This window comes from Microbacterium meiriae, from assembly GCF_032364335.1.
Taxonomy (GTDB): Bacteria; Actinomycetota; Actinomycetes; order Actinomycetales; family Microbacteriaceae; genus Microbacterium; species Microbacterium meiriae.
The window spans coordinates 829310-848453 of sequence record NZ_CP133984.1 but is presented as its reverse complement, the minus strand read 5'-3'; the positions used below and the strand labels follow the sequence as shown (position 1 = coordinate 848453).

Sequence of the window (19144 nt, the reverse complement as noted above, 5' to 3'; positions counted from 1 at the left end):
CCTTTCCTCACACGACCCCGACGGTCGGGGTCGATGTCCGTGCGGCGTTCCGGCCCTCCGGCGCCGCGGTCCGTCCCGCCGCGAGCGAACGACGCATCCGCTGCCGCGACCGGAAGAGTTCCCGCCACCCGCGGTCGGCGATGTGCACGACGAGCGGCATGCGGGTACCGGTGAGGGCGTCCCACTCCTGCACCACGTCATCGACGGCCGCGAGCAGCCCACCCAGAGCCGCACCGGGGCGCGGGGTCACCACGAGGCCGAGAGCGATCCCTCGCCCGACTCTCCGGGTCATCACCCGGGCCGCGAGCACATCCCCGCGCTCCGCGAGGGGCGCCGCGAGCAGGTCCTCCGCCACGCTCCGGTCGACGGCGGTCGTGCCGCGCTCGCCGACGAGGCGGAGAACGGTGCGTTCACGTCGCGGCCGGCGCGTGAGCAGGAACGCCACGAGCACGACCAGAAGCAGCACGGCGGCGACGACCCCCGCGATCGCCCACAGCGGCACGAAGCCCGCGCCGGGGAGGTCGAGGCCCCACGCCCCCGACCACGCCATGAGGCCGTCCGCCTGCGCGAGCCCCTCCTCGACGGGTGGCGGGAGCATCCCCGCGCCCCGCAGCCCCCCGGCGAGGAGGACGACGCCCCCGCTCAGAAGCACTGCCGCTCCCCCGAGGAGGACCGCGCGGTTCGCCGCCGTCCCTGCCGACGTCATGCGATCACTCCTTCCCGTCCCACCTGCACCCGCGGCGAGAGCCGGAAGCCGACCTCGTCCAGCACCCGGGCCGCTGCCTCCTCGGCGGCAGCCGCATCCACCGGCACCCCGCTCGTCGGAGTGACCCGGATCAGCGCCGCGCGTCGGGCCACGGTCACGCCCACCTGCCCGCGCGGCACCCCGATCCGGCGCGCGACCCCGTCCGCGATGGCGTCGGCGAGCACGCCGTCGTCGATCACGAGCGCTGCCCGCGTGTCGAGACGTGTACGGCGCGCACGCCGGCCCGGAAGCACAGCGAGCGCGAAGAGGAGCAACGCCAGGAGGAGAAGCGCGACCCCGACCGCGATCAGGGCCGACGGCGTCTGCGCGACCGAGGCGACGGGCGCGAACCAGGCGCTGACCTGCGCGCGGAACGCCGCGTCGATGGCCCAGGCGATCGCTCCGGCCAGCAGAGCGAGGAGGATCGCCGTCAGCACGACCGCGAGCGCGATGGCGGGCCCCCGACGAGTCGCCCTCGCCTCTCGACGGAGCAGCCGCCGTGATGTCGCCGTGTCCACCGTCATGCCACTCTCCTCCCGATCTCGCGCCGGACTCCGGCGAAGCGCACGTCCACCGCTCCCACGCGGCGGGCGGCAAGGTCCCGCATACCGCGTACCACGGCATCGCGGACGGCGTCCGCCCGCACACTCACGGGATCGCTTCCGAGGCGTCCGAGGACGACCGGAACCTTCACGGACACCCGCAGATCGCCGCGACGGTCCGCCAGCTGAACGCTCACGTCGTCGGTACCGACCCGAGCGGCATCCCGGACGATCCCCAGAGCGAGCCGGTGCAACGCGCGGGCTTCGACGACCGTGGCCCCCGCCACGGTCGTCGGCCCGTCCGTCTGTGCCACGCTCATGAGGACGATCGCCGCCCGCGCACCACGTCGGCGAGCGCCCGCACGTCCAGGCGACCGTCGACGATGCGGCCGACGACGGCGCCGACGAGCATCGCGAGGGTGACGAGCAGGAACGCCCAGAACCCCCAGACGATCCAGGTCAGCGCGAGCACCGTCGCCGCAGCTCCGCCGATCACCGAGGCGTTCACTGGACCCGCGCCTCCGGGGCCTCATCGTCGTCCTCCGAGGGGATGTGCACGTCGTTGACGGTCACGTTGACCTCGGCGACGTCCATGCCCACCAGCTCCACCATGGCCCGGTGGATCGCGGCCCGCACCTGGTCGGCCACCTTCTGCAGGGACACCGGGTACTCCGCCACGATCGTCACGTCGACGGCCACCTGCGTCTCGCCGACCTCGACGCTGATCCCCTGCGCGAGGTCGGTCGTGTTGAGGGCGTCGCGGATCGCACCCATCATGCGCGCGGCGCCACCGCCGAGCGCGTAGACGCCGTCGACCTCCCGCGCCGCGATGCCGGCGATCTTCGCGACCACCGCATCCTCGATCGTCGTCTTCCCCGCCGCCCCCTGCGACGCCGGGACGACCTGAGCCTTGGGCTGGGTGCCCCCAGTCACGTTCGCCATCTCGAGCTCCTTCATCCGTGTGTCCACGCGGTTTCCGCGCGGGCCGTGTTCTCACGACACCACTAAGACGGTCGAGGAGCACAGAATGTCACAAACTTCTCGGAACGAATCTCCGGGCCTTCCTCGGCGGCGACTTTCAGTGCACTCCAAGGTTCAGAGTGCAAAGTTGCACTCTATGGAGAACAGTGCAGAATCCACGAGGGAGCAACGCAAGCGGCAGACCACGCGGGCCCTCACCCAGGCCGCACGCCGCCTGACGGCCGAGCGGGGCTTCGCCGGCTTCACGGTCGAAGAGCTGTGCGCCGACGCCGGAGTCTCCCGGCGCACGTTCTTCAACTACTTCGAGAGCAAGGAGAACGCCGTCTTCGGGTTCGCCGTGATCGACTCCCGCCAGGAGGAGCTCGAAGCGGTCTTCCTCGAGCGCGACGGCGATCTCCTGGACGACTTCGTGCAGCTCACCGTCGAGCGCTTCGCCCTCTTCGATCCGATCGAGCACGCCGCCGAGCTGTTCGCCGTCATCGAGCAGGAGCCGCGACTGCTGCGCGCGGCGTTCGAGCAGCAGGAGAAGCACGAGCGGCGCGACATCGCCCTCGTCGCGCGCCGCATCGGCGGTGCCACGGACGCGGAGCTCCGCGCCGAAGTGCTCGTCCACTCCGTCGGCGCGCTCGTCCGCCTCTGCATGGAGCAGCTGCTGCACCACCACTCCACCGAGCCGTTCGCCGACCTCATCGCCCGCCGACTGCGCCTCGCGCGCGACCTCTACTCCCCTTCACAGAAAGCCCACTGATGTCCGCCACCGTCACCGCGGATGCGCCCTTCCTCCTCACGAAGCGCCGCATCTGGATCATCTTCAGCGCCCTGATCGCGGGCATGCTGCTCGCGAGCCTCGACCAGACCATCGTGTCGACGGCGATGCCCACGATCGTCGGCCAGCTCGGCGGCGTCGACCATCAGGTCTGGATCACCACCGCCTACCTGCTCGCCACCACCATCGTCATGCCCATCTACGGCAAGTTCGGCGACGTGCTGGGACGACGGTCACTCTTCCTCGTCGCCATCGCCCTGTTCACACTGGCCTCGGTGGGCTGCGCGTTCGCGACGGACTTCTGGATGTTCGTCGTCTTCCGTGCCCTCCAGGGTCTCGGCGGCGGCGGGCTCATGATCCTGTCGCAGGCGATCATCGCCGACATCGTGCCCGCCAACGAGCGCGGCAAGTACATGGGTCCGCTCGGCGCGGTGTTCGGCCTCTCCGCCGTCGCCGGACCGCTCCTCGGCGGTTTCTTCGTCGACCACATGACCTGGCAGTGGGCGTTCTACATCAACATCCCGGTCGGCATCGCCGCGTTCCTCATCGCCCTCGTGGCTCTGAAGCTCCCCAGCAAGAAGGCGGAGAAGCCGATCGACATCCTCGGCGTGCTCTTCCTGTCGGCGGCGACGACCTGCCTCATCTTCTTCACCGACTTCGGCGGCGACGCCGCGTTCGGCTGGGACTCGCTCGCGACCTGGGCCTGGGGCGCCGGGCTCGTGGTGTCGGCGACGGCGTTCGTCATCACCGAGTCCCGGGTGCAGGACCCGATCATCCCGCTCAGCCTCTTCCGCAACCCGATCTTCGTGAACGCCACGGCGATCGGCCTCGTCCTCGGCATCGGCATGTTCGCCGCGATCGGCTTCGTCCCGACGTTCCTGCAGATGTCGTCCGGCACCTCCGCCGCCGCCTCCGGGCTGCTGATGATCCCGATGATGGTCGGCCTCATGGGGACCTCGATCTTCTCCGGCCTCGCGATCTCGAAGACCGGGAAGTACAGGATCTATCCGATCCTCGGCACGATCATCACCGGTATCGCGATGGTCGCCATGACCACGCTGTCGGCGGAGACGCCGATCTGGTTGATCTGCGCATTCCTGTTCGTCTTCGGCGCCGGGCTCGGCCTCATCATGCAGGTCGTCGTGCTCGTCGTGCAGAACGCCGTCCCGGCGGGCGAGATCGGCACCGCCACGAGCACGAACAACTACTTCCGCGAGGTCGGCGCCTCGCTGGGGACGGCGGTGTTCGGCACGATCTTCACCACACGTCTGACGGAGAACCTGCTCGGCGTGTTCGCCGGCGCCGGGGCGTCCCCCGAGTCCGCCTCCGAGGCCGCGTCCACGATCGACCCCGCCACGCTGAACAGCCTGCCGGACGAGGTCCGCGACGGCATCGTCACGGCGTATGCGGACGCCCTCGCCCCGGTGTTCTGGTACCTCGTGCCCTTCATCGCGCTCGCGCTCATCCTGTCGCTGTTCCTCAAGCAGATCCCGCTGTCGGATCAGGCGGGTCTCGTCGCGCGCGGCGAGGCGATCAGCGGCGAGGAGGCCGAGCGCCTCGAGGCCGAGCTGCGCACCGCCGGACGCGTCGATGCCGGACGCGCGGACGCCGAGCCGGGAGAGACCGGCTCGGCGTCCACGGGCAGGTAGCCCGCGCTAGGGGAGGTCGGCGACGTCGACGTCGTCGTCGTCGTCCTCCCCACCGCCGGTCGCGGGAAGGTCGTCAGGCTCGGGGTCGTGATCGGTGGTGACGAAGTCGGGGTCGACGCCGATGGCCTCGATCTCCTCCTGATTGTCCTGGCTGTTCGACGTGTCGGACATGGCGCCTCCTGATGTTGGGGATCCGGACGGCCAGTCTGCGCGGGGGCGCCGACGCGGCCGAGGGGGTTGACACGGCGTGTCGCCGCCGCACGCCCACTCGCCGGGGGCGGAGCCATCAGACTGAAGCTGTTCGCCCCCTCTCCCTCCCTTCTCGAGGAGCACCCGTGATCGACGCCGCACCGCACCGTTCCGCCTGGCAGCGCTTCTGGGATCGCGGAGGCTGGTGGCGCGCCCTCCTGCTCGCGGCCGTGTACTACGGGCTCTATCAGCTGCTCTCGCTGGCCCTCCTCCCGCTGGCCGCGCAGGTCGACGATCCGGCGAGTGCAGCCGGCGTCCTCGTCTACGACGTCCTGCCGATCCTCGTCGGGGGCCTCCTGCTGGTCGCGTTCATCGCCTCGGTCGGGTGGTGGCGACCCGTGTTCGGACCCCAGCCCATCCGGGGAGCGGGGTGGATGTGGATCGCGATCGTCGCGGTCCTGCTGTTCAACGTCCTCCGCTTCCTCACGATCGAGGACGGCAGCGTCGGACGTGATGTCGTCGCGACCTGGCTGCTCGCGGGACTCGCCATCGGCTTCGCGGAAGAGGTGCTCACGCGCGGCCTCGTCGTGAAGATGATGCGGGACGCGGGGGCGCGCGAGCTCGTCGTCGCGGTCGTCTCCGCCGCGATCTTCGCCGCTCTGCACGCGGGGAATCTCCTGACGGGCCAGGATCTGCTCCCGACCCTCTTCCAGCTCGTCTACACGTTCGCGTTCGGGATCTGCATGTACCTCGCGCTCCGGGTCACCGGGACGATCATCGCCCCGATCCTCCTGCACGCCAGCACCGATCCGAGTATCTTCCTGCAGACGCTGTACCCCACCGAAGGCGGGCTCACCGCGGTCGCGGGGCTCGGCAACATCGTCGTGATCGTCGCGGGTCTCGTGCTGATGATCTTCATCCGCGGTCGGGTCGGGGCTTCCGCACCCGACACCTTCGCCCCGCAGCGCTGACCGCCCGGATCACACCGCACGCCAGACCGCGTGGGTGCCGACCGCCGCGATCGCGAAGACCAGCACGGCCACCCGGTGCGCATCGCCGACGGCCAGGGCCGCGTCGGAGGCACCGATGAGATCGTCGGCGACGCCGGCCACCATCGTCCGCGACACGACGGCATCGTCCATCTCGGCCACGCCGTCCGCGAGCCACCCCATGACGAGCCGGAGGGATCTCGTCCCGAGCTCGACCCCGAGAGGGACCGCAGGACAGCTCAGCACGTCGGCGACGGTCACGCCGTGTCGCAGCAGCCCGGCGAGTGCCCCGGCGAGGGCGCCGGTCAGCAACGCGCGCCCGTACCCTTCGGCGACCAGCAGGTCCCAGGACTCTTGCGGCGCGAGCGTTTCGAGCCCGAGGGAATGACCGCGCCCGTCCGCGACGGCTTCCTCCAGGGCGCGCCGGGCGTCCCGGAACACGATGCTCGCACGGCGATCGGGCGCAGACACGGCAGACCTCGTCCCTCGATGCCCGCCATCTCGGTGGCCGGCTGGGAGGCCGACGCGTCACACACTCTAGGACGCTCCGCGCAGGGTGAGGACGGTATCCCGGCACTGAGGTCGGAGACGACAAAACCCCCGGAATGTTCCGGGGGTTTTCATCTGTAGCAGGAGCGGGGCTTGAACCCGCGACCTCACGATTATGAGACCGCCATGCTTCCGTAACACCTAGGACCATAGGTGCTCGCCGCGGCTTTACCCGGACTCGAGCGTTTGACACGACGGGGTGCGCGCTTTGACCTGTAAGCGTGGGGCTATGGGTCGGTGGGGGCTGTCGTGTGTTTGTCGGGTTGCCTCACGCAACCTGTTTTCGCCGGCGTCGACCCGGCTTGTCCTCGACCGACCATTCGCCACGGGTCATTCCATGAGCCGACCGGGAGGAACAACAAAGCCCACCGTGTATTGGGATACGGTGGGCGGTTTTGGGTGGGAGTAGACGCACTACTGCCCTGCGTTGTCTATGCTACAGCATTTGACGGCTATTCGCTACCATGTGCGGTCATTTCGTCGGCGGCGTGTCTCATCCCCCGCAGTTCCCACACTCCTTGCCAGGTCGCACCGCATGCCCGACATGACCCGCGTGCACTGTTGAGCACGTCACCGGTCTTGTCGTAGTCGATGACGACTGGGTTGGGGATGAGTTCGCCGTCTTCGTTCACCCAGTCCTTCTCGTGGCATTCGGGGCACGGGTCAGTGAACTCGATCGTCTCTCGCGGGTTGAGTTTCCCCCGGATGAGGTCAGCCCACTTCCGCAACTGGGTGATGTAGAACTCGTCCATGCGTTCCCCTGGTGTTGCCGTGTAGGCGATGTACCATGCGCGTAGGTCGTTGATGGTGTTGCGGGAGACATGGGCGCGGACCATGCGGCACCAGTCTGTGATGGCAGCGCTGATCATCGAGAACCGCATGAGGGCGTCGGCGTCGAGGATCATGCGTGAGTCTCCCCCGCCTCTGCCACCGGTTCTGGACATGGTTGAGTGGATGGCTTCTTCGAGTTGGACGAGGAGTGCGTCTTCGGTTGCCCAGGTGTGTCCGTCGTCGGTGGTGACTTTGACGGGCCGTGGGAGGGTGAGGTCATCCACGGCATCGAGAAGGTCAGTCATGGGTTCTCGCTTTCGTGTTCAAGTGTGTGTTCTCGTGCGCCGTCGATCTGTGGGCCGACAAGGATGACCGGACACGACGGACAACGCCACAACGGCGGCAAGGTCATCGGACACCCCAAGCGGCACGCAGAGCGGCGCGCATCTTCTCGAACTGGCCGCGAGAGTATCCGTCTGGGTAGCCCCAGTACGACTCAAGGGCCGCGCTCACCTGCGCGTCAGACGGTTCAGCCTTCGGGTCCTGACAGCACACGCCGTCATAGCACCCGCAGCACTTCAGGTGGCTTCCCCCGTGCACACCGCACGTCTGGCAGTCCTCGCATCGATGTGCGATCAGGTCAGAAGGGTGTGTCATCGCCGAAGCTCCCCTGTGTCGTCCATGCGTCGGTCTGTGTGGATGCGCCCGGTGTTTGCCAGGGTTCGGGTGTGGGCGCCGGACGAGACTGGCCCGTGTTCCGCAGCACCGTCACCCCGTCAACCCACACGAGCAGGTCGTAATACTTCTTGCCCTCGTGTTCACGTTCGACGGTCTCTTCACGGCCGAAGAACGAGATGCGGTCCTTCTCCTGGAACTGGGTCCAGTCGATGTTCTTGCCGCGGATGGTGCGGAAGGTGCGACCGGTGGTGTCGTACCCGCCGTTGTCGTTTTTGCGGGAGTGGGGTTCGCTGGTTTTGAGTCCCCATGCGCCGTCTGTGCCGACGAGTACCTTGTCGACGAATGCGGATCGGACCTGAACATCAGCCATTTGCTGTTCTCCTTGTGTTGATGGTGTCGTCGATGAGGTCAGGGCGATATCCCGACCAGTGGCGCACCCCGTCCATGACGACGGGGGCAGACATGTGGCCCATTGCTTTCAACAGGGGCCTGTAGTCGTCCGCGGCGACCTCCTTCACCTCGATGCCTGCCGCGTTGAACCTGCGGAGTGTGGCTTTGCAGGGTTGACAGTTGGGTTGGGTGTACACAACAACCTCAGTCATAGGTGCTCCAATCGCGCTCGAGCAGGGTTCGGCAGAGCTTGCACGTGATGGCCATGGCGTCGCCTGTCTTGTGTTCGAAGGACGAGGGGCCGTTTGCGTGCAGGCTGGTCGGCGGCGATCCACCTACCCAGTGGGTGTACCTGGTTTCTTTGAGGTCGTCGGTCATGCGGCTAGTTCCTGTTCCCATTCCTCACGACGGAACTTCACGGGCCGCAACCCGTGAGACCGCCGCAACCCCCGCACATGCTCAACCGGCACCTGCAACCTGTGTGCGATCACCGGGTCGGGCACACCCTGCACAACGAGGTCGTGCACCCTGTCCGCCATCGCAGTCCGCCGTGGCGAATCCTCAAGTAGCCCTCGTACTGCTGACACGATCAGGTCGTCGAGGCGTGTGTTGGCCCTGTCCGCCCTGCCTGCGAGCTCGAACCACTCACGATCGGGGATGTTCAAAGCGAGCTTCACTGGTCGGCTCCTTCCTGCTTCATCGGCACCCACGGGCCGGCCTTGCGACGCCGCAGGAGCGTCTTTGTGTCTTCGGGGTGGGCGTGCTTTTCGAGAGAATCATTGGGCTGATCCATGAAGTAGCGGCAATTGTCATGTGACCCGACGTAGGAAGGCTCGGGCTTCCAGTCGAACTTGACGCCGTACTCCCATTCCGGTTCCTCGGCTACGACACCAGCCCGCACCGCGTCAACAAGCTCGGATTGCCGAACCCAGATTGTGCCCGTGTCATCTCGCCACACTCCGTCGCCGTGGAACTCTCGCAACCGGATGTCGGTCATGGTTTCCTCCATAGTTTTCGTTCTTCGGGTGTGAGGACCGACCGGCACGACGCACACAACGCCGCCGACGTTCTCGCCTCACGACGCAACCCACACCTCGGACACGCAGACACCGGACCACTCATCGATCCCTCCGCCCCGTGCAGAACACGCACGTCCCATCCGGCAACCACCGATGCGCCGACTGTGTACACGACGTCGGCGCTTCCGGGCTCATCGTCACCGCCGCCTGTGGTGCACGCCAGCGAACAAGCTGGGCGATGTGCGCGGGTTGCAGATACTCCGTCGAATCCCGCCTATGAGCAACAACCGCCTCATACGCTGCCGGGTAGTCGAGGTGCCCGATCGTTTCCATCCAGTCATCGATCACGAGCTGGTCGACCTGCCTGTTGTCACCAAGGCTGATCTTCGCCAGCAGACGCTTCATCTCGAAAGCGTTCACTCACTTCCCCTGTCGTACGACCACCAGCCGGAACAACGAACCTCCCCGAGCCGGTGGGCTTCGGAGAGGTCTTGGACATCTTCTGCGGTCAGAATGCGCCGTCGAACAACGTCTGCTTCGACAGGCGTTTCGCTAACATTTCGCAATATCTTTCCTCCAATTCGACTCCGACGCCCTTCCGGCCAAGGTTCCGCGCAGCCACGAGGGTGGAACAAGACCCAGCGAAAGGGTCCGCGATCACTCCCCGAGGCGCCGACTCGACGAGCGCTTCCATGAGCGGGAGCGGCTTGGCATGTATGTGGTCAGACTGTTCGGGAAACGCGGTGAGGATCGACACCGATGCGTCTGACGTACGCACGAACCCTTCAGTGACATAGATGGACTCGTGCCGGTAGCGCCACGGCCCACCATTCATCCCCGGTCGCTTCTTGTCCCATACGAGGCGGTCGGCAACCTTCATCGGCGGGTCCGGCAGGCGCGGTGAACCGAAGAGGAGCGCCGGGCGGTCTCCCCAGAGTTTGAGTGCCGCGTCACGAGTCTCGGTTGTCCCGTCGTTCGCGATAACGAACCCTTCCGGGCCGAGACCGGCGTTCTGGCGTCGGCCATACCCACCCTTCGGGTTGTCCTTGCTGAACTGAGTCCCGTATGGGGGATCTGTCACCAAGACGTCAGCGGAAAGCCAATCCAGGATCTCTAGGCAACTCCCGTGGTACAGGGTCACGAGGTCGTCCTCGTAGTACGGCGTAGTCACAGGTCATGCCCCCATTCACGGCCACAACCCGTGCAGGTCTCGCCGCTCCACAAAGTTGTGCGATTGCACTCGTAGCAGAAGTCCACCCCATGCTCTATAGCCCACTTGGCTCCGTCACTGAACCCGGCCATGAGTAGGTCAGCGTCGTATCTGTCCCTGACGTTCTTGTGCGAGTAGCGGTTTAGGGCTTCTGCCCTCACTGCTTCGTTCATGCTTCTATTTCTCCTTGCTCGCCGATCGCGAGGATGGCGGCGATACGATCCGTGGGCGACTGTCTCGATGACGGCGCCGTTGTCCCCTGACGCTGCTGGTTGAACTCAGCCGCTTTCCGCAGCCAATTCGTGAAACCCGTGTTCCAGTTCTTCAACCTGCGTTGCGTCCGTTCCGCGTTGGAACGGAACCGCTGATACTCGGCCTTCACATCCAGGTGTAACGACTTGGCTTTGTCGATGTGGGTTTGGTTGGGGCGCCAGGTTTCAGGGATGAGGGTTCCCCGGTCGGACGCGTCAGCGTCGGACAAAGAAGACTCTTCTATCTCGTCAGAGATAGAAGAGGTCGGGTCGGGTCGGGTCGGGTCGGGGAGAGCGTTACTAACCGGGTTCGTAACCGGTAACGTAACCGGGTCACTAACCTCGTCACTCTCCTGCTTCGCGGCCTTCGCCTCACGCCAACGCCGCATCTTCTCGGCGTTCTTCTTCCGGCGCTCCTTCACGGCCTCAGAGGCCTCCTGATACTCAGCCCAATCGTGGAACTCGTAAGCCCCGTCATGCCGATACCAGTAACCGACCTCAACAAGCTCCTCCGCCGCCGAAGCAACCGGGCCAAACATTGGGAGCGTGTAGTCCTCGATCACCCCGTCCGTCAACTGCTGGCACGACCATGAGCCGGCTCTAACCCAGAGCGCAACAGCATCCGGCGACAGAGCCAGGGTCTTCGGGTGCGACCAGAACCCGTCGTCTACTTTGAACCAGCTCAAGTCATCACCTCTCCCCTCTTGTGGCATGTGCAGGTGTTGATGCGGCATGCTTCGTCGCCACCCCAGTTTTTGCCGGGGTGGCATCGTGGGCAGCGACCACACGCGGGCTGTTCACGGGCGTACGTGGTCGGGATCGCGCCCGGTGCTGTCACGTAACTCATGCGGCGCCCCTTCTCCTGATCGCTTGCAACGACTTCGCGGAGTACCCCGCCCAAATGCCGGTCGACTGCCCTGTCCGCAACGCGAACTCTAGGCATTGGGCTTGCACGGGGCATGCTTCGCGGCAGATACGTTTCGCGCGCTCTGCGGTGGGCAGGTCACCGTGCTTCGGGAACCAGTCGTCTCCACCGATCTGGGCGCACATCGCCCCGCGCATCCAGCTCTCCGGGCGAACATGATCGTCGGTGTATACGCGGATCATTAGCTTCCCCTTTCCTTCCGCTCCTCTTTGATCCGAGCGCGCCTTTCGCGGAAGTACTGCGCCGCGCACGCCCGACAGCGGCGGTGTCCACGTCGGTCGAAGTAGGTATTGCGATCGTCGTATGGATGGCCGCGCTTGCACTCGACTCGCTTGAGAAGCACATTCCTCCCGTTGCGTATTGCATCTTGTGCGTTGTCGAGGGGCGTACCCCAGGCAATGTTCTCTGGCCAGATATGGTCGGGGACGTCGTCCAGATGGCGGGCCAACATACCCGGCGGCCTGGGACCATGCCACGCCTCACATACGAGAACGTGTACCGGATAGCACCGCCGGCGCCCGTTGAAACTCAGGTTGACGAGCGGGTACCCGTGAGGAGAAGGCCAGGGTTTGAGGATTCGCCCTAGCACCGGAAACGGACCGCGGCCAATCCTGTGCACCGTTCTAGTGAGAGACTTGACTCGACCGCGACTGCTCACCATGTAGGCACTTTCAAAGCCGACAACTGGGCGCCACTCTTCAGCTTCCATCCACGTTTCCGGGGTCAGGTTGCCCTCCGTATACACACGGATCGTCATGCTGTCCCTGCCAGTGATTTGATGATGATGACGGCGCCGGGTCCGTCTGTGCCTGCCCAGTTTTTGGCGGCTTCGGTGGTGACGATGTGTCGGTCGTCGGTGATGATGCCGGACGCTGTGAGTCCGTCGAAGGTGGCTCGGAGTAGCTTGTCGAGGTCGCCGACAGTTGGCGCTACTGGGTAGTCCGCGTTGGTCTTCTTGGGTGTTGGGATGAAGAAGAACACCTTGACGTCGTACGGGGGCGCGATCGGTTCGAGCCCGGTTGCGGCTGTGGTTACTGCTTCACGCCACGGCTTGACCCTCTTGGATGACTCGAACATGCCGTATCTGGTGCGGGTTTTGGAGCCTTGTGGTGCTGGTGTTCCATGCACCTGGAATGAGGTGGTCACGGGTGTCTCCTGGGGTGCAGTGAGGGCGCGCATCCGTGATCGGTTGCGCGCCCCGTTTCGTATTGATTTTGTTTACTTCTCGAGCTCTGCCCGTCGCGTCTCGATCGCGTCTTTCAGGTGTTTGTGGATGCCGATGCGTGTTGCGTGTGCGGCGATCTCGTCGAGTTTCTGGGTCGTGGTTGCCTGGTTGATGGCGGCGTGTGCAGCATCAACCACCGCCGGGTCCACGGGGGTGTCGGCGAGCGGCTGCACGGTGAACGGTGCCCTCTTCCCACGAGTCACCGTGAGAGCGATCGACAACGGCTTGTCGATGTGGCTGAGGGCGGCTATCTTGATGCCGCCGACTTTGTCTCTGCCGAACGTGACATCGGGATCGCCGTAGAGCTTGATCTTTCGACCCGCGTAGTTCGCTGCCTCAGCGCCCCATGCTGCGACCAGCACGCGACGCATCGACTTGGACGGCTTGTATGGTCGCCCAGGGAACTCCACGAGGTGGACTTCGACGGGCTGCTCAGAGCTCCCCTGCTTGACCTCAGCGACCGTGACGACCTTCGGGCCGCTGATGTAGTCGTCATAGTTCTGCTGGTCACTGCGTGGGGTCGTGCTCGCGCTGATGTCCATCACGCGATCTCCATTTCGTCTTCGTGCTCGTAGATGAGCCAGCTGGGCGGGGCGAGTAGTTCACCTTCGATGCCGGGCCACTCCCCCGTTTCGACGCACCGCTGGTAGGTGTCGCGTGCTTCACGGGCGAGTTTGCGGCCGATCTCGAGGTACATGACGTCGAGCGGGTAGACGGCGACCTGGTATGGCCCCTTGGTCTCGGCGACGATGAACTTGAACGAGTCGAGCTCTTCGCCGGTTTCAAAGCGGTGTACGTCGCGGTACCAGGCCTCTTGCACGAAGTACCCGTACTCGACGACGTGGCGGTTGAATCCGTGGGGCGTGATGTCGTCGGCGGTCTTGAGATCGGCGCCGGCTGTTCGACCGGTGGTCGGGTCCACGCCGTAGACATCGAATCGTGCGCGGCAGTCGACGCCTTCCGGGGAGCGCGCAAATATGGATGTCTCCCGGTGAGGCATCTCGAGGATCTTTCTGGCTTCACGTTCGGCGAGAACGGATTCAGTGATGCGGTTGATTACGTTCACCTCGACGGACTTCATCGGCACGAACCCGTTTTCGCGCTGTTCGGCAGCCCAGTCCTTCGCGGCTTTGGTTGATGCGGCGCCGTTGGTTGCGAGGAGGTCTTCGGGGTATGCGATGGCCTGCAACCCGGTTCCGAGCACCTTCGCGTGGACGGCGTGTCCGATGTCGAACGAGCGTGACGTTCTGGGGTGCTGCTTCTCCCAGATGTACTTTGCCGGCGATCCTTTGAACTCGGGGAGAAGGGAACGCGCCCCGGTGCTGGATAGCTCGGGGCGCGCGTGGTAGATCTCGTCGGGCATGTGGTGGTCGATCATGGGTTGATCTCGATTCCGGTGATGCTGAGGTTCTGGTAGATGGCTTCGTTGAGTGCTGCCCGGTATGCGTAGGCCCACATGAAGGGTGGGTAGATGTCGATGGCGGTGGTTCCGCGGTAGACGGCCCAGCATCCGGATTCGGTGTGCGCAACACGAACACGACTAGTCATGGTCGTCCTCTATCCGTTCGGTCTAGCGGGACACCAGGGCTTGTGCTCCTGGTCCGCATACGGTCCTGTCCTTGGCAATCCAAGGAATCCGCACCTGCATTTGGCGTTCATGGTCGCCAGCCTCCTTGGTCTTGGAGTCGTTTCTGTGCCACTACGGATTCCCAGTAGCGGACGTGTGATTGTGCGAGTGCGATGGCTGTGGGGTTGTTGCCGTGTTGGGCGTGGTTGAGGTATGCCTGTTCCTGCGCCAACCGGTCCAGAGCCTCATCAAGAGTCATGACATGCACACTTTCCAGTGCGCGCGAAGGTCGCTGACCCTCAAGTGCGCATCGCAGTTTGGGCAGTCGACTTCCTTGGGTCGGTTCGAGATCGTCATGATCCATGCGCTGAACGCACCGCTCATGAAGAACACGATCACGGCCCACCATGGCCAGTACGGATCACTCATGGTCGTCTCCTGGTTTTGGGTTCGCGGCATGTCAGGCAGACGATGGCGAAGAAGGTAAAGAAGAGCCCCGTCAACCAGATGGTTGCGGGGCTGTTGGGGGTGAACGCGATACACCCGAGACAGAGGGCGGCGAGTGTGAACGCCGCAAACCTAAGCGCCATCATTTGAGATGCTCCGGGATGTACGGATCCAGCTCCTCAAACGCCTGTTCGATTCGCTCAAGGGGGTCATCCGCGTCAGACATGCCCCAGTGTTCGGCGATCATCTGAACCAGCAGGTGGTTCAGGTCTTCGGCGTGCTTGATGCCGTCGAGGCCTTCCTCGAGCGCGAGACAGATCATGTAGAGCATCTGTGCGTCGGTGTACGTCATCTTCATCGGAGTGCTTCTCTCTGTTGTTCGGTGAGGAATCGGACGGGCCGTTTGAGGATGCGTTCGATCTGGTCCCACATGTCCATGAGTCCGATACGGAGCATGGTGTTGAACTGTTGTCCGTCTGTGAGTGCACGTTCAATCGCGTCATCGGGGTTGGGCATCACGGTTCTCCTTTGAAACGGTTACGAGAAGCGACAGGGCGTCAACTCGTTCTTGCACCTTGGCGATGTGCTTGGGTCGCCCCAGCCTCTTCGCGTTAGCCAGCCGCTCTTCCCAGTAACTGAGCCGTTGGTCAAGGGATCCGTCTCGGCGCGGGTCATCGCGGCTCATCATGGTTCTCCTTTGGTCGTGTACGGGTTGTAGCCGGGTGCCAGCCAGCGTTCGGTTTCGTCTCGGATCGCACCGCATTCCACGGCAGCCCACAACGCGCCCTCCGCCCACACGGGTCCTGCGATCGTGTTGATGGCGGCCTGTGCGCGGGTGATCCACCATGCGAGGTCGTCCGGGTGTCTCGGTGGCCACGGGGATACCGGGGCGTCGGGTTCGTCGGGTGCGGGGGCCTCATACATCGCCTTTGCCACCCGTTCCGTCAGGTCATCCATCACTGCACCACCCGATCCACACGCAGCAAGTACCTCGCCGCCTCCCACATCACGACGCCGCCCAGGTACAGGGTGATATCAGCGCGAGTAAGCCGGTCACCGTTCACGGCCGTGTGCGTGGTGAAGTTCTCCGCGTGAACACGAACCCTCTGTCGCAACCTCATCGCGCCTCCTACCAGCAGCCTGAGCACGTGCAATGGGGCACCGTGTACCCGAATCTGAGGTACTGGCACCGTGACGTCTGGTTGTTGTGTGCCGGCCCACCATGAGCGTTCGCCAGGACACACTTCTCACACCCCTCAACCGTGAACATCAGTCCGACTCCGGCCAGAGACGCCGAGCCGCGGTGATGTGCGGGTTCGTGAGTTCGTAGGTCGAGTCCGGGTTCTCGAAGCGGTCTTCGTTGTTCACTGTCCACGCGGACTCTTCGCCCTCAACGGTGATGACCCAGATTTCGCCAGTCTTCGCGTCGTGCCAGGGCTTCCGCTCCGGGTGCGCCTCGAAGTACGCGTACGCGGCTTGGTATTCAGCGGTGGGGTTGTGTGGGTCGCCGTTGCGTTGGATGAAGCGGGCCGCACCGATGCCTGACCCCTCGTCGAGTACATGGACCCCGCTTTCTCCGCGCGGGTACACGACAAAGTCGGGGTTGTCGGGCCAGCGCCACCGTCCGAGTTCTTCGTCGCGCTCATGCCGGAAGAACTCACGCAGGGAGTCCATCGAGTATTTGCCGAGGACGTGACGCGTTTCGCCTGCCCTGTTGAAAACCTCGATGCTCCCAGCCCCGACATCAAGCGTGTACCCGTTGCTTGCCTTGAACATGCCTAGTGGCCTTCCTTGTGTAGTGCGCGTTGGTAGGCGGCCGTTTCGACCAGGAACCCCGCAACCCGCAAACGCCTATCCCGACGCAACATGAGCAAACGACGAACGACGGAGAACATCAGAGCGCCACCTGTTCGAGAACGGCGAGACGGTTCAGAACGCGGAGCGCCTGATCGACTTCCGCTGTCGACCAGCCACGCAACTCAGCCAAGTACCCGTCCGAGATGATCTCGGAGAACTCTGCGGCCGTGTAGTCGCAAGGCAATGACTCACGAAACGCGACAAGGATCGGGTTCGTCGGATTGTGCTGCGGAACGTCGAAATCCGTTCGCGCACGACGATCAAGCCAATTGATCATCTGCTCCGGTGCGCGCCAGTTCTGAACCGGATGAACCCACGGCAGCGGGTCTTCGTTGAACGGTTCGCGGCTGCTGAACAGGCTCATGTCATTCTCCTTTATGTGTCCTGTGCCATATTCCGGCGGAGGTCCGGGTAACCCCATGCACCCGAACCCCCACCCACGCACGCAGCCCCACACCACGCACAACCCCACAACCACCCCAGCGGTGCAGGGAAAAGAGAAGGGGGCCGGCGCTACCAACACCAGCCCCCAGGTCTGCGGGAGTTCGCAACGGCCACCACGCCACTGCAACCACTCAAGAAACCGCCAGACCAAGTGCCCGTGCGCCGATCTGCGAGCGCACGCACGGGCGGAAGCTGCTATTTGGCGCTGTGATCGCACGCTTCCGGCCTGATCTGCCGGATCACATCCGATGCCAGTAACGCGGCAGTTACATGCTCGGTAACCCGTTCAAGCTCGTTGGCATCAAGCCCGGCCCCTCCCCCCGCGCAGGAGTCGTCGATCGCCTCAGCTATCTCCTGCGCCATGTCTTCTCGGATGCTTCGCGGGAGGATCTTTGGGAGGGTATGCGTCGACCCGATCACGCGGTCGATCTCTCGCGCGATAGCCATTGCTCCCCGGTCGTAGAACCCAAATTGTCGAAGCACGCCCGCCAGGTATCGGAACTCCCCAGTGCCTAGTTCCAGCGAGTAGTACTGCTCGCCGGCGCGCAAACCCGTCGGGGTCAGTTTGATCGTCATCGTGAGTCTCCCCCGGCTTCTGCATGCCATTCGGGGTGCTCGCACAGAACTCCAGCGTCAAACCACCAGCGTGGGGACTCGTCCGGGCCTGACTTGTAGCACAGCCCGTGGGCTCCAAAGATGTCTTGCGAGTAGTTGTTCATTTCCCGCTCCTTTCCGTGCCGCCGCCCCGACTTGAACGAGGGCGATGCCTTTACACTCGGCGGCTGTCCGTTTCCGCAAGGTCGTCATGTCAAGCCGTTCTTTGTGACATGCACCCACTTGCGGTTGCGGGGGATGGACTTCCCCGAATTGGCGTCTTCCGGCCTATCTCATCCGGGACCACCGTGCGCGCCGATGACTCGAACATCGGTGCCTGCCAGTCGCGCGCCAGGTTCCCCATCTGCCCGCCTATGCGCCGACCTAAGCGCACGAACAGTTCTGACGGCCCGAACACCAAACGGTGATAGTCGTGCGGGCCAATCGTGGAAACCTTTTACTCCACACCCGGCCCTCACGAGACCGAGCCGCCACCCCAACCAAGGAATGGACCTCACACCATCCGCGGAACCACCCCTTGGTGGCCGACCATCGGCTTGACGCTTACCTCTATTGAGTTCGCCCGATCTCCCCTTAGCCGGTCGGTGTAACGCGGGATGGGGGCGGGATTAAGTTGTGCGTGCGCCCTCTTTTCGGGTGCACTGAGTGACGGGTAGATCAGTGCGACCTACCAGCCGGATCAGATGACGGGGATCAGCCGGTGGTGGAGAGCAGACGTGAGACCGCTAAGCGCACCGCGCGCATCGGGCTGCCGGCCGCCTCTGAGAGGAGGGAATACATTGCTTCGAAGACCTCCGGCGAGTAGTCGGGGTCGAACTTGGACGAGTCGCGAGAGCGGGGGTCCGCTAGCGATGGGTATCCAACGATTTCCCGAAGCGCCACACCCTCATGCCAGCGGAGGGTGCTCTCGTTCTCTTCGCGTCGAGAGACGGTCATCTGCGACCAGTTGAATCCCTTAGCGGCCATCCGGCGCGCGAGTTCCGTCTGTGACATGTCGGCCAGCTCACGCGCCGCACGCAGGCCGCTCATGACGACACCTCGTCAAGTTCCGCTTGAAGCCGTGAAATCTGCGCCTTGAGGGAAGCGCGGTACTCATTCCGCCGCGCCCTAGATTCCGAAGATTCCAGACGCTCATCGAGGCCGCCCGGAGTGATACCCAGCGCCGCTGAAAAAGCAACGATCTCGTCGACCGTGATCGACTTTTTGCGCCCTGACTCGATGTTCGCGATCACGGATCGTGTGACACCAGTGGCGTCGGAGAGCGCCTGCGCAGAAACGCCTGCTGAACGACGAGCAGCCTTGAGCCGCTTCGCAAACGATGACGCACTCATGATG

The 19144-nt window shown here is 64.4% G+C and carries 32 protein-coding genes; 3 read left to right on the top strand and 29 right to left on the bottom strand.

Annotated features, from left to right (window positions below; all coding sequences use genetic code 11):
* Nucleotides 1–7: 7 nt before the first annotated feature.
* Genes RI211_RS04050 through RI211_RS04030 form a run of 5 tightly spaced genes read right to left on the bottom strand, consistent with a single transcriptional unit; the run spans nt 8 to nt 2229 of the window.
* The gene (locus RI211_RS04050) at nt 8–706 is read right to left on the bottom strand and encodes a hypothetical protein (protein ID WP_315637339.1); all 699 of its coding nucleotides are present in this window, start codon (nt 704–706) and stop codon (nt 8–10) included.
* The gene (locus RI211_RS04045) at nt 703–1269 is read right to left on the bottom strand and encodes a hypothetical protein (RefSeq protein WP_315637337.1); all 567 of its coding nucleotides are present in this window, start codon (nt 1267–1269) and stop codon (nt 703–705) included. The genes RI211_RS04050 and RI211_RS04045 overlap by 4 nt, the downstream gene beginning before the upstream one ends.
* Nucleotides 1266–1607: a hypothetical protein gene (locus RI211_RS04040; protein WP_315637335.1), complete on the bottom strand. Its 342-nt coding sequence runs from the start codon at nt 1605–1607 to the stop codon at nt 1266–1268. Before RI211_RS04040 ends, RI211_RS04045 begins: the two co-directional genes overlap by 4 nt.
* Nucleotides 1604–1795, bottom strand: coding sequence for a DUF2273 domain-containing protein (locus RI211_RS04035; protein WP_025104398.1), 192 nt, complete (start codon nt 1793–1795; stop codon nt 1604–1606). The genes RI211_RS04040 and RI211_RS04035 overlap by 4 nt, the downstream gene beginning before the upstream one ends.
* Complete coding sequence (locus RI211_RS04030) at nt 1792–2229, bottom strand: Asp23/Gls24 family envelope stress response protein (RefSeq protein WP_187663371.1); 438 nt, start codon at nt 2227–2229, stop codon at nt 1792–1794. The genes RI211_RS04035 and RI211_RS04030 overlap by 4 nt, the downstream gene beginning before the upstream one ends.
* A 175-nt stretch (nt 2230–2404) precedes the next feature.
* Here RI211_RS04030 and RI211_RS04025 point away from each other — a divergent pair, with 175 nt between their 5' ends.
* Both RI211_RS04025 and RI211_RS04020 read left to right on the top strand, forming a co-directional pair.
* Nucleotides 2405–3016 (top strand): TetR family transcriptional regulator, encoded by a 612-nt coding sequence (locus RI211_RS04025; protein ID WP_268777224.1) that lies wholly within the window; start codon nt 2405–2407, stop codon nt 3014–3016.
* The gene (locus RI211_RS04020) at nt 3016–4683 is read left to right on the top strand and encodes an MDR family MFS transporter (RefSeq protein ID WP_315637332.1); all 1668 of its coding nucleotides are present in this window, start codon (nt 3016–3018) and stop codon (nt 4681–4683) included. The genes RI211_RS04025 and RI211_RS04020 overlap by 1 nt, the downstream gene beginning before the upstream one ends.
* 6 nt (nt 4684–4689) lie before the next feature.
* Here RI211_RS04020 and RI211_RS04015 read toward each other — a convergent pair whose 3' ends face one another.
* Nucleotides 4690–4854, bottom strand: coding sequence for a hypothetical protein (locus RI211_RS04015; protein ID WP_315637331.1), 165 nt, complete (start codon nt 4852–4854; stop codon nt 4690–4692).
* Between the two features lie 164 nt (nt 4855–5018).
* Here RI211_RS04015 and RI211_RS04010 point away from each other — a divergent pair, with 164 nt between their 5' ends.
* Entirely contained in the window at nt 5019–5843 is an 825-nt protein-coding gene (locus RI211_RS04010; RefSeq protein ID WP_315637329.1) for a CPBP family intramembrane glutamic endopeptidase, read from the top strand.
* 9 nt (nt 5844–5852) lie between these two features.
* Here RI211_RS04010 and RI211_RS04005 read toward each other — a convergent pair whose 3' ends face one another.
* From RI211_RS04005 to RI211_RS03905, 23 genes are all read right to left on the bottom strand, one after another.
* Entirely contained in the window at nt 5853–6332 is a 480-nt protein-coding gene (locus tag RI211_RS04005; protein WP_315637327.1) for a hypothetical protein, read from the bottom strand.
* A 530-nt stretch (nt 6333–6862) separates the two neighbouring features.
* Entirely contained in the window at nt 6863–7486 is a 624-nt protein-coding gene (locus tag RI211_RS04000; RefSeq protein WP_280569956.1) for a DUF7341 domain-containing protein, read from the bottom strand.
* Nucleotides 7487–7821: 335 nt separating this feature from the next.
* On the bottom strand, nt 7822–8229 hold the full coding sequence (locus tag RI211_RS03995; protein WP_315637326.1) for a hypothetical protein: 408 nt from the start codon (nt 8227–8229) through the stop codon (nt 7822–7824).
* Complete coding sequence (locus RI211_RS03990; protein WP_315637325.1) at nt 8222–8461, bottom strand: glutaredoxin domain-containing protein; 240 nt, start codon at nt 8459–8461, stop codon at nt 8222–8224. The genes RI211_RS03995 and RI211_RS03990 overlap by 8 nt, the downstream gene beginning before the upstream one ends.
* Complete coding sequence (locus tag RI211_RS03985) at nt 8454–8627, bottom strand: hypothetical protein (RefSeq protein ID WP_280569941.1); 174 nt, start codon at nt 8625–8627, stop codon at nt 8454–8456. The genes RI211_RS03990 and RI211_RS03985 overlap by 8 nt, the downstream gene beginning before the upstream one ends.
* 295 nt (nt 8628–8922) lie before the next feature.
* A complete protein-coding gene (locus RI211_RS03980; protein ID WP_315637323.1) occupies nt 8923–9246 on the bottom strand; it encodes a hypothetical protein in 324 nt (107 codons plus the stop codon).
* 121 nt (nt 9247–9367) lie between these two features.
* Nucleotides 9368–9673 carry a hypothetical protein gene (locus RI211_RS03975; RefSeq protein WP_315637321.1) on the bottom strand — a complete coding sequence of 102 codons (306 nt, stop codon included), beginning with the start codon at nt 9671–9673 and terminating at the stop codon, nt 9368–9370.
* Nucleotides 9674–9776: 103 nt separating this feature from the next.
* Nucleotides 9777–10409 (bottom strand): DNA-methyltransferase, encoded by a 633-nt coding sequence (locus tag RI211_RS03970; RefSeq protein WP_315637319.1) that lies wholly within the window; start codon nt 10407–10409, stop codon nt 9777–9779.
* A 238-nt stretch (nt 10410–10647) separates the two neighbouring features.
* Nucleotides 10648–11292 (bottom strand): hypothetical protein, encoded by a 645-nt coding sequence (locus RI211_RS03965; RefSeq protein WP_315714611.1) that lies wholly within the window; start codon nt 11290–11292, stop codon nt 10648–10650.
* A 280-nt stretch (nt 11293–11572) separates the two neighbouring features.
* Entirely contained in the window at nt 11573–11791 is a 219-nt protein-coding gene (locus RI211_RS16990; RefSeq protein ID WP_396654999.1) for a WhiB family transcriptional regulator, read from the bottom strand.
* A gap of 44 nt (nt 11792–11835) precedes the next feature.
* Nucleotides 11836–12363, bottom strand: coding sequence for an NUMOD4 domain-containing protein (locus tag RI211_RS16985; RefSeq protein WP_396654998.1), 528 nt, complete (start codon nt 12361–12363; stop codon nt 11836–11838).
* 44 nt (nt 12364–12407) lie between these two features.
* Complete coding sequence (locus tag RI211_RS03960) at nt 12408–12800, bottom strand: RusA family crossover junction endodeoxyribonuclease (protein ID WP_315637316.1); 393 nt, start codon at nt 12798–12800, stop codon at nt 12408–12410.
* Nucleotides 12801–12872: 72 nt separating this feature from the next.
* A complete protein-coding gene (locus RI211_RS03955) occupies nt 12873–13424 on the bottom strand; it encodes a hypothetical protein (protein ID WP_315637314.1) in 552 nt (183 codons plus the stop codon).
* On the bottom strand, nt 13421–14257 hold the full coding sequence (locus tag RI211_RS03950) for a PD-(D/E)XK nuclease-like domain-containing protein (RefSeq protein WP_315637312.1): 837 nt from the start codon (nt 14255–14257) through the stop codon (nt 13421–13423). Before RI211_RS03950 ends, RI211_RS03955 begins: the two co-directional genes overlap by 4 nt.
* A complete protein-coding gene (locus tag RI211_RS03945; protein WP_315637310.1) occupies nt 14254–14427 on the bottom strand; it encodes a hypothetical protein in 174 nt (57 codons plus the stop codon). Before RI211_RS03945 ends, RI211_RS03950 begins: the two co-directional genes overlap by 4 nt.
* A 274-nt stretch (nt 14428–14701) precedes the next feature.
* Nucleotides 14702–14875, bottom strand: coding sequence for a hypothetical protein (locus RI211_RS03940; RefSeq protein WP_315637308.1), 174 nt, complete (start codon nt 14873–14875; stop codon nt 14702–14704).
* Between the two features lie 160 nt (nt 14876–15035).
* A complete protein-coding gene (locus RI211_RS03935) occupies nt 15036–15251 on the bottom strand; it encodes a hypothetical protein (RefSeq protein ID WP_315637307.1) in 216 nt (71 codons plus the stop codon).
* Nucleotides 15248–15409 carry a hypothetical protein gene (locus RI211_RS03930; RefSeq protein WP_315653618.1) on the bottom strand — a complete coding sequence of 54 codons (162 nt, stop codon included), beginning with the start codon at nt 15407–15409 and terminating at the stop codon, nt 15248–15250. Before RI211_RS03930 ends, RI211_RS03935 begins: the two co-directional genes overlap by 4 nt.
* Before the next feature lie 753 nt (nt 15410–16162).
* A complete protein-coding gene (locus RI211_RS03925; RefSeq protein WP_315637306.1) occupies nt 16163–16669 on the bottom strand; it encodes a hypothetical protein in 507 nt (168 codons plus the stop codon).
* A 118-nt stretch (nt 16670–16787) separates the two neighbouring features.
* Nucleotides 16788–17114, bottom strand: a complete 327-nt coding sequence (locus RI211_RS03920; RefSeq protein ID WP_315637305.1) for a hypothetical protein — start codon at nt 17112–17114, stop codon at nt 16788–16790.
* A gap of 275 nt (nt 17115–17389) precedes the next feature.
* On the bottom strand, nt 17390–17770 hold the full coding sequence (locus tag RI211_RS03915) for a hypothetical protein (RefSeq protein WP_280570035.1): 381 nt from the start codon (nt 17768–17770) through the stop codon (nt 17390–17392).
* A gap of 732 nt (nt 17771–18502) precedes the next feature.
* Nucleotides 18503–18838, bottom strand: a complete 336-nt coding sequence (locus tag RI211_RS03910) for a helix-turn-helix transcriptional regulator (protein ID WP_315637303.1) — start codon at nt 18836–18838, stop codon at nt 18503–18505.
* Nucleotides 18835–19140 (bottom strand): helix-turn-helix domain-containing protein, encoded by a 306-nt coding sequence (locus tag RI211_RS03905; protein WP_315637300.1) that lies wholly within the window; start codon nt 19138–19140, stop codon nt 18835–18837. The genes RI211_RS03910 and RI211_RS03905 overlap by 4 nt, the downstream gene beginning before the upstream one ends.
* Nucleotides 19141–19144: the final 4 nt, after the last annotated feature.